Source organism: Campylobacter concisus (assembly GCF_002912425.1).
Taxonomy (GTDB): domain Bacteria; phylum Campylobacterota; class Campylobacteria; order Campylobacterales; family Campylobacteraceae; genus Campylobacter_A; species Campylobacter_A concisus_AH.
Map to the genome: position 1 here is coordinate 1 of NZ_POYR01000166.1, position 15,215 is coordinate 15,215.

13 protein-coding genes are annotated in these 15,215 nt (G+C 40.2%); 7 read left to right on the top strand and 6 right to left on the bottom strand.

From position 1 onward, the window contains the following. Positions 1–88: 88 nt before the first annotated feature. The 3 genes from CYP84_RS10835 to CYP84_RS08975 form a co-directional block, all read right to left on the bottom strand. Positions 89–244, bottom strand: a complete 156-nt coding sequence (locus CYP84_RS10835) for a hypothetical protein (protein WP_180996408.1) — start codon at positions 242–244, stop codon at positions 89–91. A 184-nt stretch (positions 245–428) separates the two neighbouring features. Then, entirely contained in the window at positions 429–665 is a 237-nt protein-coding gene (locus tag CYP84_RS08965; RefSeq protein WP_103599591.1) for a hypothetical protein, read from the bottom strand. A gap of 258 nt (positions 666–923) precedes the next feature. Beyond that, positions 924–1,223 (bottom strand): DUF883 family protein, encoded by a 300-nt coding sequence (locus CYP84_RS08975; protein ID WP_103599593.1) that lies wholly within the window; start codon positions 1,221–1,223, stop codon positions 924–926. A gap of 597 nt (positions 1,224–1,820) precedes the next feature. On the opposite strand from CYP84_RS08975, the gene CYP84_RS08980 reads away from it, so the two are divergent. Both CYP84_RS08980 and CYP84_RS08985 read left to right on the top strand, forming a co-directional pair. Continuing rightward, entirely contained in the window at positions 1,821–2,762 is a 942-nt protein-coding gene (locus CYP84_RS08980; RefSeq protein WP_103599594.1) for a TAXI family TRAP transporter solute-binding subunit, read from the top strand. An 87-nt stretch (positions 2,763–2,849) separates the two neighbouring features. Beyond that, complete coding sequence (locus CYP84_RS08985) at positions 2,850–4,916, top strand: TRAP transporter permease (protein WP_103637316.1); 2,067 nt, start codon at positions 2,850–2,852, stop codon at positions 4,914–4,916. A gap of 98 nt (positions 4,917–5,014) precedes the next feature. Here the strand turns inward: CYP84_RS08985 and CYP84_RS08990 are convergent, their stop codons facing one another. The 3 genes from CYP84_RS08990 to CYP84_RS09000 all read right to left on the bottom strand — a co-directional run bounded on the left by CYP84_RS08990 (position 5,015) and on the right by CYP84_RS09000 (position 7,528). After that, on the bottom strand, positions 5,015–5,500 hold the full coding sequence (locus CYP84_RS08990) for a tetratricopeptide repeat protein (protein ID WP_103637317.1): 486 nt from the start codon (positions 5,498–5,500) through the stop codon (positions 5,015–5,017). 70 nt (positions 5,501–5,570) lie between these two features. Further along, positions 5,571–6,254 (bottom strand): YgjP-like metallopeptidase domain-containing protein, encoded by a 684-nt coding sequence (locus CYP84_RS08995; RefSeq protein ID WP_103637324.1) that lies wholly within the window; start codon positions 6,252–6,254, stop codon positions 5,571–5,573. Continuing rightward, entirely contained in the window at positions 6,209–7,528 is a 1,320-nt protein-coding gene (locus CYP84_RS09000; RefSeq protein ID WP_103637318.1) for an MATE family efflux transporter, read from the bottom strand. Before CYP84_RS09000 ends, CYP84_RS08995 begins: the two co-directional genes overlap by 46 nt. Before the next feature lie 96 nt (positions 7,529–7,624). Here CYP84_RS09000 and abc-f point away from each other — a divergent pair, with 96 nt between their 5' ends. The 5 genes from abc-f to CYP84_RS09025 all read left to right on the top strand — a co-directional run bounded on the left by abc-f (position 7,625) and on the right by CYP84_RS09025 (position 15,091). Then, on the top strand, positions 7,625–9,556 hold the full coding sequence (gene abc-f, locus CYP84_RS09005) for a ribosomal protection-like ABC-F family protein (RefSeq protein ID WP_103637319.1): 1,932 nt from the start codon (positions 7,625–7,627) through the stop codon (positions 9,554–9,556). A gap of 1 nt (position 9,557) precedes the next feature. Then, positions 9,558–9,992, top strand: coding sequence for a hypothetical protein (locus CYP84_RS09010; protein ID WP_103637320.1), 435 nt, complete (start codon positions 9,558–9,560; stop codon positions 9,990–9,992). 76 nt (positions 9,993–10,068) lie between these two features. Beyond that, positions 10,069–11,580 (top strand): DKNYY domain-containing protein, encoded by a 1,512-nt coding sequence (locus tag CYP84_RS09015; RefSeq protein ID WP_103637321.1) that lies wholly within the window; start codon positions 10,069–10,071, stop codon positions 11,578–11,580. Next, complete coding sequence (locus tag CYP84_RS09020; RefSeq protein WP_103637322.1) at positions 11,580–13,025, top strand: DKNYY domain-containing protein; 1,446 nt, start codon at positions 11,580–11,582, stop codon at positions 13,023–13,025. The genes CYP84_RS09015 and CYP84_RS09020 overlap by 1 nt, the downstream gene beginning before the upstream one ends. Before the next feature lie 125 nt (positions 13,026–13,150). Further along, entirely contained in the window at positions 13,151–15,091 is a 1,941-nt protein-coding gene (locus CYP84_RS09025) for a BCCT family transporter (RefSeq protein ID WP_103637323.1), read from the top strand. Positions 15,092–15,215: the final 124 nt, after the last annotated feature.

Genomic DNA, 15,215 nt, shown 5'->3' on the forward strand with positions numbered 1-15,215 from the left:
ATAATAAGAAAAAGTATAGAGGTCAAGCTAATGAAGTTGAACCCAAGGGATAATGAAGTAAGAACTACGTGTACATTAAAGACAAAAATTATTTTGTTTTATATTTAACGGAGGTAGCACCTTTGGTAACTTTAACTTTTAACCATTCTACAGCATTACCTGTATCCTCTTTTGCACCATGCCAAGTATTGGAACAGCCAACCATAAAAAAGGCAGCGCACAACAGTGTTAGAAAATAACGCATATTTACTCCTTTGTTTTTAAGAGATGGCGCTTGGGCAGAATTTGGCAATCTTTTATGCCTTAAACGGTTTTCAAGATCTTCGTTTTCGGCGGCACGGTCATCTCTTGAAATTATATAGCTAATTATATCTAAAATTTATTAATTTTTTTATCAAAAGTAAGAAAAGAGTATAAAAAATTAGTTTTTATAGAAATTTGCTTAAGGTAGGTATTATAAAATTTTTATCTATTATTGATATCAAGGCCTGCTTAATATTGCCTCGACTGATTAGATTGAGTTCTTTTGAAAAGTTTGGCAAAGGGTCATTTAGTAGTAAATTCAGCTTAGCCTCTTCAAGCTTTAGCTTTTTTTTATCTGTGTTTTTGTTCTCTAGCATCGATACTACTGTTCTTAGCTTTTCTTTTGTTATATCACTTTGCACGGAATACCTTGTATATGATAATTGAAGATAAAAAAGCCACAGCAGAGCATGCAAAATACGCCCAAATTTCCCCAATAGTTTTTTCAAGGAGCGTGTGCAGGCCTAGCAAAAAGAATACTAAGCCTATGATGCAAATCACACCCACAATTATATTGAGTACAACTGAATTGGCACTCTTTAAAAAAGAATACCTAATATCGTCAGCTTGAGCATCTATAAGCTCAACCACGGAGACTATAAATTCAGATATGCCCACCATTATTTTTTTAATAACCAGGCAGCTAAAAATCCAACACCTGCAGCAATAGCAATGCTTTTAATCGGATCTTCTTTTATTGCGTCGTTTACGTTCTCTATGCCGTCTTTGCCTTTTGATTTTAGATCATCTATGTATTTTTTGATCTCATCGATATTTAGTTGGTCTAAAATTTTATCTTTAGCGGATTCCGCACGCTCTGCACCCATATCTTTGATAGATTTTATAACATCTTTAAAATCTGCTTTCAAAGAATCTAAGTCTTTTTTTAAAGACTCTAAATTTACCTCTTGAGTAGCCATTAGGACTCCTTTATTAATATTGTTTTGAGCTGAAGCTCTCGTATAATTATATATGATGTTACTTAATGGTTAATAAATTTAGCAATTCAAATAATCTCATTGGTGGTATGATGCTATTCTATGTTCCGTTAATAACTAAAAGTCACCATAAGGTATTCCGATATCCTTTCAAAATTCTTAGTGTTATACCTTTAATTATTTTTAATATATTTTATTAAATTACTATGCAAAACTTAGATATTTTATATATGAAAATAGTTTTTAGAGATAATGATTTGTCTGAGCTTTTATATTTTTATTCTACTATGAGAATAAAATATTGGCCGCCTGCCAAGACCTTACAGTAAACTCAATTTGAGTTTACTAAGTAAGTTATTATCGTACATGCTATAAAAATAATATTTGGGCTCTTGTTTTATTAAAATCAAATCGCCCTATAAAGAAATATAAATTTATTCTTAAGAAAATATTTTTTTAAGCCTTGATTGTGTAGAATAGTTGCAACTTTACCAAAATGGCATAAAAATATCATATCAAAAAGATACAAAGCTAAATTTATAGAATAAAATAGCCTTAAATTTTTTGAAAGGATTTTAGATGAAAACTACTTCTTTAGCACTTGCTGGATTGCTTTTGGCAACAACACTTTCAGCAAAAGAATTTATCAGTATCGGCACTGGTGGCATGACAGGCACGTACTATCCGATAGGTGGAGCGATCTGCCGCTTGGCAAATAAAAATACAGACGTAAAATGCTCTGTTCAATCAACTGGCGGCTCTGTTTATAACGTAAATAACGTCCTTAAAAAAGAGCTTACTTTTGGCTTTGTTCAAAGTGACGTCGTCTATGATAAATATAATGGCACTGGCAAATTTGACGGAGCAAAAGATGAAAATTTACGCTCAGTAGTAGCTATCTATCCTGAGCTTCTTGCATTTGTTGTAGCAAAAGATAGCGGCCTAACAAGTGATATCCAGTCTTTTGCAGGTAAAAAATACAACGTAGGCAACCCAGGTAGCGGCAACGAAGTGAGCACGCTTGAAGTCTTTAAAGCAAAAGGCTTTGACGTTTCAAAACTAGGATACCGCGGCGTTTTAACAGTTGGCGAATGCCCACACGCACTAAAAGATAAAAAGATAGATGGTTATAGCTTTGTTGTTGGTCACCCAACTGCAAACATCACTGATGCAGCGACATCTTTGCCTATTGATATCCTAAATATCGAAGGCAGCGAGATCGATAATCTTCTTAAAGAAAAACCATACTTTGCAAAAGGTGTGATCCCAAAAGGCTCTTATGATGGCGTCGATCACGATGTAAATACTATCGGCGTAAAGGCTGTTTTGGTAACTAATAAAGATACAAAAGATGAGGCTGTAAAAGCTGTTATAAAAGCTATTTTAGACAACTTTGATGAGTACAAAACTCTTCACCCAGCGCTAAAATCAGTTAATAAAGAAGATCTCGTTCAAGGTCTTTCAGCTCCGCTTCACCCAGCTGCAGAGGCTGCGTTTAAAGAGGCTGGTATCTTAAAATAATCCATCTCCAGGGGCTTTTGCCTCTGGATAAAATTTAAATATGTAAATTTCTTCTAAATTTATATATTTAAATTTTAAAGGAGAGAGATGAACGAAGTTAATGACAACGAAGAACAATTTGTCGAAGTAAAGACAAGAGAGATAAATAGCAATTTTTACAACTATTTCATAGCATTTGCGTGTTTCTCTTGGTCGGTTTTTCAGCTTTATATAGCGTATTTTCCGCTAAATACTAACATTTCACGCTCTATTCACCTAGCTTTTGCGGTTGGGCTTGTATTTTTGCTCTATCCAGTCACTTTTCATAAAAAGGCTCACTCAAGTTTGCCATTTTACGACCTAGTTTTTTGCGTGGTAGGCGTTGTTGCCGTGCTTTATCCAGCGGTTTATTTTTATGAGCTAGCTGATAGGACAGGGGATTATATCACTCAAGATATCGTCATATCGTTTTTGGCGATCATCGTATTACTTGAGGCTGGCAGGCGTGTCATGGGGCCAGCACTTCCTATCATTTGTATATTATTTTTGATATACGATCACTTTGGTCCTTATATGCCAGACATCATCGCTCATCAAGGCGCTAGCTTTGAAAAGATCGCAGGGCATATGTTTTTGACGACTGAGGGCGTCTTTGGCGTGCCTATTGGTGTTAGCGTTAGTTTTATCTATCTTTTTGTTCTTTTTGGCTCATTGCTTGAGCGAGCAGGCGCTGGACAATACTTCATAAATTTAGCCTTTTCTCTTCTTGGCAAATATAGAGGCGGCCCAGCTAAGGCTTCAGTCATCGCAAGTGGCCTAACTGGCATGGTTTCAGGAAGCTCCACAGCAAACGTCGTAACCGTTGGTACATTTACCATACCACTTATGAAAAAAGCTGGCCTTTCACGCACAAAAGCTGGAGCTATCGAGGTCGCAGCTGGCGTAAATGGACAGCTCATGCCACCTATCATGGGTGCGGCTGCTTTTATCATCGCTGAGTTTTTGGGTATGACATATACAAATGTTATGATGGCGGCGGTTATCCCAGCATTTGCTTGTTATTTGTCGCTATTTTTCATCGTGCATTTAGAGAGCGTCAAACTTGGACTAAAAGGCATAAATCAGAGCGAATTTCACTCAAGATTTAAAATTTTTGTTAGCGGTCTTCACTATATAACGCCGATCTTGATTTTACTTTATACGCTTTTAATCGCAAAAGAGTCAGCCATAGCTGCAGCTTTTAATGCGATAGGATTTTTATTTTTGATAATGATCTTTCAAGAGCCAACTAAAAAGCTAGCTTCAGGCGAAAAGGTAGGCATAAACGATGTGCTTCTTGGCTTTGAGGATATATTTTGGGCGATGGTCGCAGCTGCAAAGAGCATGACTACAATAGCCATCGCAACCGCGCTTGCAGGCATCATCGTGGGCTCTATCTCGCTAACTGGCCTTGGTCAAGTACTCTCTGATCTAGTCGAGCTTCTAGCAGGCGATAACATCATGATGATACTACTTCTCACAGCTCTTATGTCGCTCATCCTTGGCATGGGGCTTCCAACGACAGCAAACTACATCGTCGTCTCAAGTCTTGTTGCGCCAGTTATCTTGTTTTTAGCGCATAAAAATGGCTTCATAATCCCAGCCATCGCCGTGCATCTTTTTGTATTTTACTTTGGAATTTTAGCCGATGATACGCCACCAGTTGGCATCGCAGCCTACGCAGCAGCGGGCATTGCCAAGGCAAATCCAATAACCGTTGGCGTGCAAGGATTTTTTTATGATCTAAGAACGGCGATCTTGCCATTTGCCTTTTTCTTTAACAACAAACTTATGCTAATTGAGAGCATAAACACGAGCGATCCTCTTGATTCAAAAGGGATAGTCTGGATGAGCAACCCACTTGAAATTTTGCTCGTCTTTGGCATGGCAGTTGTAGGTATGTTTGCCTTTTCAAGCTTGCTGCAAGGCTACTACGTCACTAAGCTTAGGATTTGGGAGAGGGCGTTACTTATCCCAGTCGTGCCTCTAGCTCTTGTGCCAAACATCTGCGTGAAATTTGGCCTAATGCCAAACGAATACACAGCCTACATCGTGGCAGCGGCTCTTTATGGCTTTGTCTTTATGACTCAGTGGGGCATAAAAGATAAACCGCTTGATCAAATAAGAGCGATATAACATTAGGCAAGATCTCTCTTGCCTAAACTTTTAAATTTATTTATAAATTTCTATTGATTTTATAAAAAGTGAGAATTTAGGCTTATAAAGCCTAAAGATCAAAGTTGTTTTGAGCGTTTTAGATCGCCTGCAAACTCGCAAGACATCTTATCGTTTAGCTTGCAGCCTTTTACTAAGAAGGTGTAAGCCTCTTTAAATTTCTTAGCTTCTATTAGTATTGATCCTATCATGCCACAAGAGTAGCCGTCGTTTTGCTCGCAAGCTTTGTTAAAAAACTCTCTTGCCTTTTGTGGATCGCTATCTAGATAAATTCCACCAGCTGCTGAGCAACCCTCTTTTTCGCCACCTTGGCAAGCTTTGTTATAAAACTCTAACGCTTTGTTACTGTCTGGCACGTCAGTTTTGCCAAGCTGATAGATCGCACCTGCTTTTGCACATGATCTTGCGTCATTTGCCGTGCAACCTGCTTCAAATTTAGACAAAGCCTCAGTGAAATTTGAGTCAGCATAAGCTTTCAAGCCATCTTTAAAATCGCCTGCTAGAGCGCAAGCTGCAAGAAGCGAGATAAAAATCATTTTTTTCATCAAATTTTCCTTTTGAAAAGTAATATGCAATTTTATCATATTAAATTTACACTTACTTGATGAAAAATAATTATGATTTTAAAATTTGCTCTTGCTCTTTGTAATCAGGCATGATGGCTTCTATAAATTTATAAAAGCTGCTTTGATGATGCGGATAGAGCAGGTGAGTAAGCTCGTGAAGTACGACATAGCGCACGGCAGAGAGCGGTTTTTCTATAAGTCTTAGGCTTAAGTTTATATAGCCTTTTTTGTGGTTGCAGCTGCCCCATCGAGTTTTGCTATCTCTTATGACGATGCGACTAACTGGCTTATTGATATGAGGCTGATAGCAGCTTACAAGCTCTAAAAATAGCTCCTTTGCTCTTACTTTTTTAAAGCGCTCAAGCGCCTTTAAATTTGGCGTTATGATAAATTTATCTTCAAAAAATGGCACATTTACGCTCTCATCAAATTTGATCTTATAAATTTGCCCAAGAAATTTCATCTCATCATCTTTTGGCAAATTTAAAAGAGCTTTTTTGTATGAGTTTTCAAGCCAAATTCTGTGCGTTTCAAGAAAGCCAAGAGCCATCTTTTGCGTGCTATAAAATGGCATAGAAAGGGTGATCTTAGCATCCTTACCAACTCTTAATCGCATAGCCTTTACATTTGTTTTGAAATTTACTAAAACGCTTAGACCATAAAAGTCTAAATTTAGGCTCTTTTGCCTCAAACTAGGCGTTTTTCTTGCCACTTTTTGCTTCTCCAGCGCCAGGTATTTGCAAGGCCTCTTAGCCACTCATCAGCGCAAAATCCTATCCAAACGCCAATGATACCCCAGCCAAGGTGTATGCCTAAGAAATATCCAAGCGGCAGCGAAAGCCCCCACATAAAGATAAGCCCAGTCGCTAGCGGGAATTTCGCGTCGCCACTTGCACGAAGGGCATTTACGATGACGATGTTAAAGGTTCTGCCAGCTTCTAGCACGATCGAGAGGGTAAAGAGTGGTAGCATTATCTTGCGCAAGCCATCATCTAAATTTAGCGCGTCCATGATCTTATACTTTAAGGCGTAGGCGATCAAAACGACGACGAGCGTGATAGAGATGCCAAGCCACAAGGCTTTAAAGGTTCTTGTGTAAGCCTCGTTAAACTCGCTTGCCCCAACCAAATGCCCAACGATGACCTCGTTTGCCACGCTGATACTCGCTCCACAAAGCAAGATGAGAAGTGTGATCTGAAAGTAGATCGTCTGCACGCTAAGAGTTGCCTCGCCCATGCTCGCGATAAAGCCAAATGCGACCATGTATTGCGCCATCCAGAGTAAATTTTCGCCAGCACTTGGCAAGCCAACTGAGAGTATTTTCTTTAAAATTCCAAACGGCACTACAAGCAGTTTGCTAAGATAAATTCTAACTTTTGCCACGCGTATGAGCATGTAAAGTAGGACAAAAAGGCCTATTAGTCTGCCCACAAATGTCGAGATAGCGACACCTTGCAGGCCTAAATTTGGCAGATCAAACCAGCCAAAAAGAGCGATGGCGTTGCCAAAGATGGTGATGATGTTCATCAAAACTGAAGTTAGCATCACGGCAGTTGCTAGATTATAGACGCGAAGCACCGCAGCTAGCACCATGCCGATGCCATCAAAGAGCAATGCAAAGCCAAGTATGTGAAGGTATGAGAAACTATCGTTTATGAGATCGTTTGGAACGTTTAGTAAATTTAAGATGTTGTAGCCAAAGACGTAGATGATGATGGCTGAAAAGATGCCAAAGATAGTATTTGACGTGATACTTGCGTGTATGACGTTTGAGGCTAGCTCGTTTTGCTTTGCTCCAAGGGCTTGTGCGACGACGACTGAGCAGCCCATGCTTAAAAAGTTAAAAATGGTCATAAAAAGATCCATCACTTGATTGCCCGCACCCATGGCGCCAACTAGATGCACGCTCACTTTTGTCACCATGTAGGTGTTTATGATGAGTGTTATAAAGTGTAAAAACATATCTAAAAATATAGGGACGACCAGTTTTTTCATAGAAAGATTCATAAATTTCTCCATTTTTAAATTTTGGGGCGATTATAGCCAAATTAGGTTTTAGCTCCCTTTTGATATAATCCAAAAAATTTAAAATTTGAGAGAAAAATGGCATTAATCGACCTAATAGACGTAAGTAAAAAATTTGGCGCAAATGAAATTTTAAACAGCGTAAGTCTTAGCGTAAATGAAAATGAAAAGATAGCGATCATCGGCAAAAACGGTAGCGGCAAGAGCACTCTAATGAAGATCATCTCTGGCGAGGTGGCAGCAGATAGCGGCAGACGCATAGTGCAGAGCTTGATAAGCGTCGAGATGCTAGCGCAAAATCCAAATTTTAACGCCACTTTTAGCGTAAGAGATGCGCTAAATAACGAGCTAAAAGAGATATTTGACGCGATAAGCGAGTATGAAAAGAGTGGAGTTTTGCTAGCAAATGACCCAGAAAACAAGGAAATTTTAAAAGAGCAAGAGAGGCTTTTGAAATTTATAGAGGCAAAGGATGGCTGGAATATCGAGCACAAGATCGAGCGAATTTTGCAAGAATTTAAGCTAAAAGAGTATGAAAATAGGCCCATTTGCTCGCTTAGCGGTGGCGAGATCAGGCGTGTGGCACTGGGCGCGCTCATCCTTAAAAAGCCAGATGTGCTGCTGCTTGACGAGCCGACAAACCACCTTGATGTCTATATGGTCAAATTTCTTGAAGATATGCTAAAAGGCTCAAATCAAAGCATAGTTTTTATTAGCCACGATAGGTATTTTATCGATGCGCTCGCTACTAGGTGCGTTGAGGTCGAGGATGCAAGCTTAAAAAATTTTGAGGGCGGATATGCAAACTATCTAACCAAAAAAGAGGAAATTTTAGCAAGCCTTGCAAAGTCGCATGAGACGCTGTTAAAGCAGCTAAAGGCAGAAGAGGAGTGGCTAAGGCGCGGCGTGAAAGCTAGGCTAAAGCGAAACGAGGGCAGAAAAGAGCGGGTGCTAGCCATGCGCGAGGAGGCTAAGAAAAATCCAGGCGTGATAAGGCGCGTGAGGCTAGAGCTGGAGCGTGCGAGTAAAAATTTCAATCAAGTTCAGAGCCAAAACCGCAAAAAAATGCTCTTTGAGTTTAAAAATTTAAGCAAAAGTATAGACGGCAAGGTGCTTTTTGAAAAATTTGACGCAAGGGTTTTGCAGGGCGAGAGGATCGCTATAGTCGGACGAAATGGCAGTGGAAAGAGCACGCTGCTTAAAATTTTGCTAGGACTTGAAAAGCAAAGTAGTGGCGAGATAAAAAGAGGCGAGGTGAGCATCGGCTATTTTGACCAAGCTAGAAATGTCCTTGATGATGACAAGAGCCTTATAGAGACATTTTGCCCAAACGGCGGCGATCACGTGCTGGTGCGTGGGCGAAATATGCACGTTTATGGTTATCTTAAAAATTTCCTCTTTCCAAAGGAATTTTTAGATAAAAAGATAGGCGTTTTAAGTGGCGGCGAGAAAAATCGCGTCGCACTTGCGATGCTTTTTACCAAAACTTACGATGTGCTGCTGCTTGACGAGCCGACAAACGACCTTGATATCGCAACTATAAATATTTTAGAAGACTACTTGCAAAGTTTTGAGGGGGCTATCTTGCTAGTAAGCCACGATAGATATTTTGTCGATAAGATGGCAAATAAGCTCTGGGCGTTTGAGGGGACAAAGATAAATGTCTTGCACGAAGAGTATAGCGTCTATTTGGAGCTTGAAGATGAGATGAAAGAGCTTGATAAATTTGAAAAAGAGCTCTCAAATAGCCAAAATGAAGCTAAACAAAAGAGTAAATCTGGCGCAAAACTAAGCTACAAACAAACGCAAATTTTAAACACATATCCAGATAAAATTTCAGCCCTCGAAGCAAGAGTGGCCGAGCTAAACGAGGGGCTTAGTGATCCAAAAATTTATCAAGAAGTGGGGCTAACCAAGCTTTATGAAGAGCTTGAAAAGGCAAAAGCTGAGCTTGAAAGCCTAGAAAATGAGTATTTTGAAGTTTTAGAGATCGCCGAGGAGCTAGAGTAGCTTGAAAAAGATCGGTAGGATAAGCGCGCTAAATACGAGAGTTGTTAGGCAAAATTTAGCCACAAGCATGAGCCTTTTGATAGGTAAAGAGAGATTTAGCGGGGTGTTTTCACCAGAGATAGAAAAATATGAAGTAGGCGATCTAGTCCGGATAAAATATAAAAAGGTTGGATTTTTAAATAAGATAGAGAGCATTAGGCTAATCGCAAAAAGCAGCGAAGAGTCAGGACTTTTTGCAAGGATTAAAAATTTGATCTTCATGCTTTGTTATTTTTATTTATGTTTTATTGCGTCAGTCTTTATTTATTATGGGGTTACGCTGGAATTTGATATTATTAGGCTTATTATTACATTAGCAGCCGCTTGTTTTTTGTTTTTGATGGGTAAATTTGCATATTTTAGGCTTTTAATTTTTAGATATTTTATATTTGGATAGGTTTTGTGAAATTTAAATGTATGAAAGGTTTTTGCGCCATGATGAGGTCGCTAAATTTGTTTGAAATGGAGCTAAAATGCTAAAAAAACATCCGCTAATCTCAGTAATAATCGCCATTGTTGTGATATTTTTTGCTACCTACTTTTTTGTCTTTGGGTTAGTTTCTATTTTAGATGACGACATTGGCGATAGTAAAGAGCTAAATAATAGCTATTTTTACATCAAAGACGACAAGGTCTATGCCTTGGTGCCAAGTGGCGGTAAATTTGAGTTAATAGGCGTGAGGGCCAGTAAATTTAGATACATTGACACTGGCAAATACGACAACAGAAACGTTGGCGCTAGCGATAAGGCGGTGTATTGCGGTAACCTTGTGATGAGTGGTCTTGATCCAAATGGCGTTAGAGCGCTTGGCAACGGCTACTTTGGCGATGGCAAGGTGACATACTTTTGCGATAGCGAAAGCGAGACAAATCTCGAAATATCCGCACTTAAAGAGTTTTGGGACATCTTCTCACATAAAATGTTTAAAACCCCAAAAGCGCAAACTCATATCTATAAATTTAGGCAGGTTGATAACGCAAATTTGGCAGCGATCTTGGGCTTTGGCTACGCAAGTGACGGCGTGAAGGTCTATCATGAGGGCAAAGAGCTAGAGGGCGCAAATGCCAGCAAAATGCGCTACATCGAGCAGGTATCTGGCAGAAAGAGCATGCATTTTACGACTGATGGAGAAAATGTCTATTACGACAGCACAAAGCTAGGGATCAAATTTAGCCCACAAATGCGTGATATCGGCGAGATATGGCGCATTCACTATCTTTATGAGCCAAATTCTGGCATGGTCTATGCAAATGACCATGAATTTGACCCAAAATTTGCCCCATACGAGCCACTTTTTAACCTAAAAGATGAGCACTCCTATCACGCTCTTTTTCGCGGTAAAGGCGGTATCTATCACTGGGAGCGAAAGTGGCAGTGGTATAACAGCATAGATGAGGGTGAGTTTGTAAGAGACGGCGATGATCCGTTTAAAGGCGAGATAACGCCGCTATATGGCGACGTGATGATAAGTGATGGCAAGACATATTTTTTAAAAACCTATGAAATTTGGCACAACACGAAAAATGATCACGGCCTAAGCTCACGCCACACATGTATCGTAAGGCTTGATACAAAAGAGCAGTGGCGAAAGATCGGTCTTGTAAGAAACGATGGCTACGGAGCGGTTTATGCAAACGGAGATAAGACATATTATTTTGATAACGTCGGCTACGGCTGGCGTTTTAACAGCAGTGTTTATGATATAAACGATCTTGGCGTGGTTGAAATTCTCACTCGTCCTTATGGTCCAAATGTTAAGAATTTAAAACTTGATGAGATAGTAAAAATGGTAGATCAAGGCGCTATGACGCCAGCTGAGGGCGAGGTGGTGATCGATGCGATAAGCGACTTTGATGATTACTCGCAAAAATATGCCTACTGGATATTTTTAGCCATTGCATTTGTGGCCTCGGTGGTTGGCGCTATTTTTAAAAATAAAACGCAAAAAAGCGAGCTTAAAAAAAGGGTGGATGATTATAGATAATGAGAAAAATTGCGACTAAGATACTTTATCTTTTTGTCATTTTGACGCTATTTTTTGTTTTGGCGATGCTTTATCTCTGGCGTGAGGGCGAGTATCAAAGAGGCTTTGCAAACATTGATAGTAGCGAGTTTTACCGCTCGCCTGAGGGTAAAATTTACGTTCAAATTTCAGGCAGTGGCAAGTATGAGCTAAAAGGCGTTGATGAGGCTAGTTTTAGGGTTTTAAAGCTAAAACACGCGTATGATTACTCAAACGTGGCGGCTGATAAAAATTATGTCTATTGCGCTAGAGAAATTTTGCCTGGTCTTGATCCAAAAAGCACCAAAGTGCTTGGCAATGGCTATATAAGTGACGGCAAGATAAGCTATTATTGCGCCACTAGAAGCGAGAAAGAGGCTGGATTTAGCGAATTTAGTGCCATTATGAAAAACCTTGCTCACGTTTTTATAAAAAGCTACGATGATAGCCCTTATTTTTATAGGACAAAAAGGGTTGAAAGCACAAATTTAGAGCCTATATTTGACGCTGGCTTTGCAAGAGACGGCAGCACGCTTTACTACAAGGGCGAAAAGCTTGACGCAGATCCTAGTGAGCTAAGATATATTACGACAGAAAGCGGCGCTGCTAGCGGATATTACACAGACGGCAAAAGCTTGTTTATGGGCTTTTATAGGCTTGATACAAGATATTCAGATGAGACGCGCCGGATATGCTACGATGCTAAGCATGATATAGAATATCTTTTTGAGCCAAAAAGTGGAGCTGTGTTTGCAAATGAGCATAAATTTAACGCTCAAAATATGTCTTATAGCGCCATTTATAGCGTGGATAACGTGCACTCTTTTTGGCCTCTTTTTGCCAGCAAAGATGGAATTTACTTTTGGGATAGCACGAAAAACGAGCAGGCTAAAATTTCAGACTACCAGCTAAAAGGCGAGCTAAAAAGGCTCTATGCTGACGTTTTTGTAGATGATGGCTTGGCGTATTTCTTACAGCAAGGTGAAGAGTGGCGGCGCTCAAAGCATGGCAGGCACTTAGAGGCACAAACAGTCTCTTTATATAAATTTGCCCCAAGTAGCTCTTGGCGCGAAGTAGGGCTGGTAAAAGATGGCGAATATGGCGCAGTTTATGCAAATGGCGAGAAGGTCTATTTTTTTAGCAAGATAAAGCCATTTTATGGCATAAAACATAGCGTTTATGAGGTGGCGGACCTTGGCGTCATAGAAATTTTAACAAGGCTGTCTAAAGAGCTTAGCGCAAAAGATATCAGCGATATGATAAAGCGCGGCGAGCTAGTGGAGGCAAGCGGCGAAGAGGTCGCAAGATCTAGGATAGAGTATGACTCGCCAAAGATCATTTTGTATATCACATTTGGCATCGCTTTTGTCGTCATAGTGCTAACAACCCTTGCAAAACCAAAGAGAGATAAAAGAGACTTGAGATAAATTTCAAAGTAGCTATTTTTGGTGGCTAAAGCTTAAAATTTCATAAAAATTTAAAGAGAAAATTTGACCTATTTACTCTTTTTTGTTATTTTAAGGCAAAACTGAAATTTATAAAAAGGAGAAAAATGTTTAAATTTCAAAGGTCAAAATTTAATAATTCAGTATTTATCCCATCGCTTGTTATCATATTTTTAATAGCGGCATTTGCAGCGATATTTCCAAATTTCTCAAATGAGTTTTTTAAGGGTATGCAAAACTACATCGCGGCCAAATTTGGCTGGTTTTATATCCTAGTCGTAGCCGTTATACTTCTTAGCGTCATCATTCTTGGCTTTAGTAAGCTTGGCGAGATCAAGCTAGGAGCTGATCATGTAAAGCCAGAGCACAAAAATATCTCGTGGTTTTCTATGCTGTTTGCCGCTGGCATGGGCATAGGGCTAGTATTTTTTGGTGTGGCTGAGCCGCTCATGCACTATCTAAACCCACCAGTTGGCGACGCGCAAACTATCGCAGCGCAAAAGCTTGCGATGAATATCACGTTTTTCCACTGGGGCATGGGCGCATGGTCGGTCTATGCTATCGTGGCGCTTATCCTTGCCTTTTTCTCGTATAGGCACGGCTTGCCACTCACGCTTAGATCGGCGTTTTATCCGATCATCGGAGATAAAATTTACGGCAAGATAGGTAGCGCCATCGATACATTTGCCGTAGTGGCGACCCTTTTTGGCGTGGCGACCTCGCTAGGATACGGCGTACTTCAGGTAAATGCTGGCCTTACGCACGTTTTTGGCCTGCCGACTATGCATATCACGCTTCTAATAGTGCTTTGTTTTGCTGCTACCATCTCAGCGGCAAGTGGTGTCGATAAGGGCATCAAAATCTTATCAAACGCAAATATCGCGCTAGCTATATGTTTTATGTTTTTGATACTATTTTTGGGCGATACGACGCAGCTTCTAAAGTCGTTTGTGCAAAACAGCGGCGACTACGTCTCTACGCTCATTTCAAATACCTTTAACCTCTACGCCTACGAGAGGCAAAACGAGAGCTGGCTTGGCGGCTGGACGCTGCTATACTGGGCTTGGTGGCTATCTTGGTCGCCGTTTGTGGGGCTTTTTATAGCTAAAATTTCAAAGGGCAGAACGATAAGAGAATTTGTGATCGGCGTGCTTCTCGTGCCAACTGGCTTTACTTTTGCTTGGATGAGCTTCTTTGGCAACTCAGCGATCTCGCTCGTGCAAAGTGGCTTTAGCGAGCTAGCGACCACGGTAAATTCTGACTCAGCCTCAGCACTTTTTATGTTTTTGGAGAAATTTAGCTTCTCAGGCGTGCTAAGCGTGATCGCAGTCTTTATGATCGTCATATTTTTCGTCACTTCTGCCGACTCTGCGGCGATCGTCATGAACATGCTTTGTTCAAACGGCAAGGACGATACGCCAGTTTGGCAAAAGGTCTTTTGGGGCGTTACAGTGGGCGTCGTGGCGGCATTTTTGATGCTAGCTGGTGGTCTTGGCTCACTTCAGGCACTTACGATCACGACAGCACTGCCATTTTCCATAGTGCTACTTGGCGCCATTTACGGGCTATTTAAGGCGTTACGTGTGGATCTAACCAAAAAAGAGACAAATAACTTTAACAACATGCCTATTAGTGATCTTTCAAAGCCGTGGAAAGAACGTCTAAGTGCGATCATTACGCTACCAGGCAAGAAAGATGGCAAGAAATTTTTAAACGAAGTCGTGCTAAAAGCTTTTAACGAGCTAAAAGAGGAATTTGTCAAAAACGGACTTGAAGCAAAGGTCACAAATGGCGAAAATTTTGTAAATTTAAATGTCGGACTTGGCGACGAGATGGACTTTAGATATGGCGTCTATCTCACTAAGAGCCATAGTCCAGACTACACCAGAGAGCTTGACGGCGACGATCTTTACTACAGGGCTGAGGTCTATCTGAAAGAGGGCGGTCAGGACTACGACGTGCTTGGCTGGAGCGAAGCTACGCTGATAAACGACGTCATCGAGCAATATCGAAAACACATGCAGTTTTTACACGTCGTGAGAGAGTAAATTCGAGTGAAATTTGCCTAGATTTTTAAAATTCTGGGCAAATTTACAAATTTAATAAAGCTATTTTGCAAATTTTAAAATCTTACTCACTCGCCTTAGCAGCTTACAAAACCTAGAGCTGTAA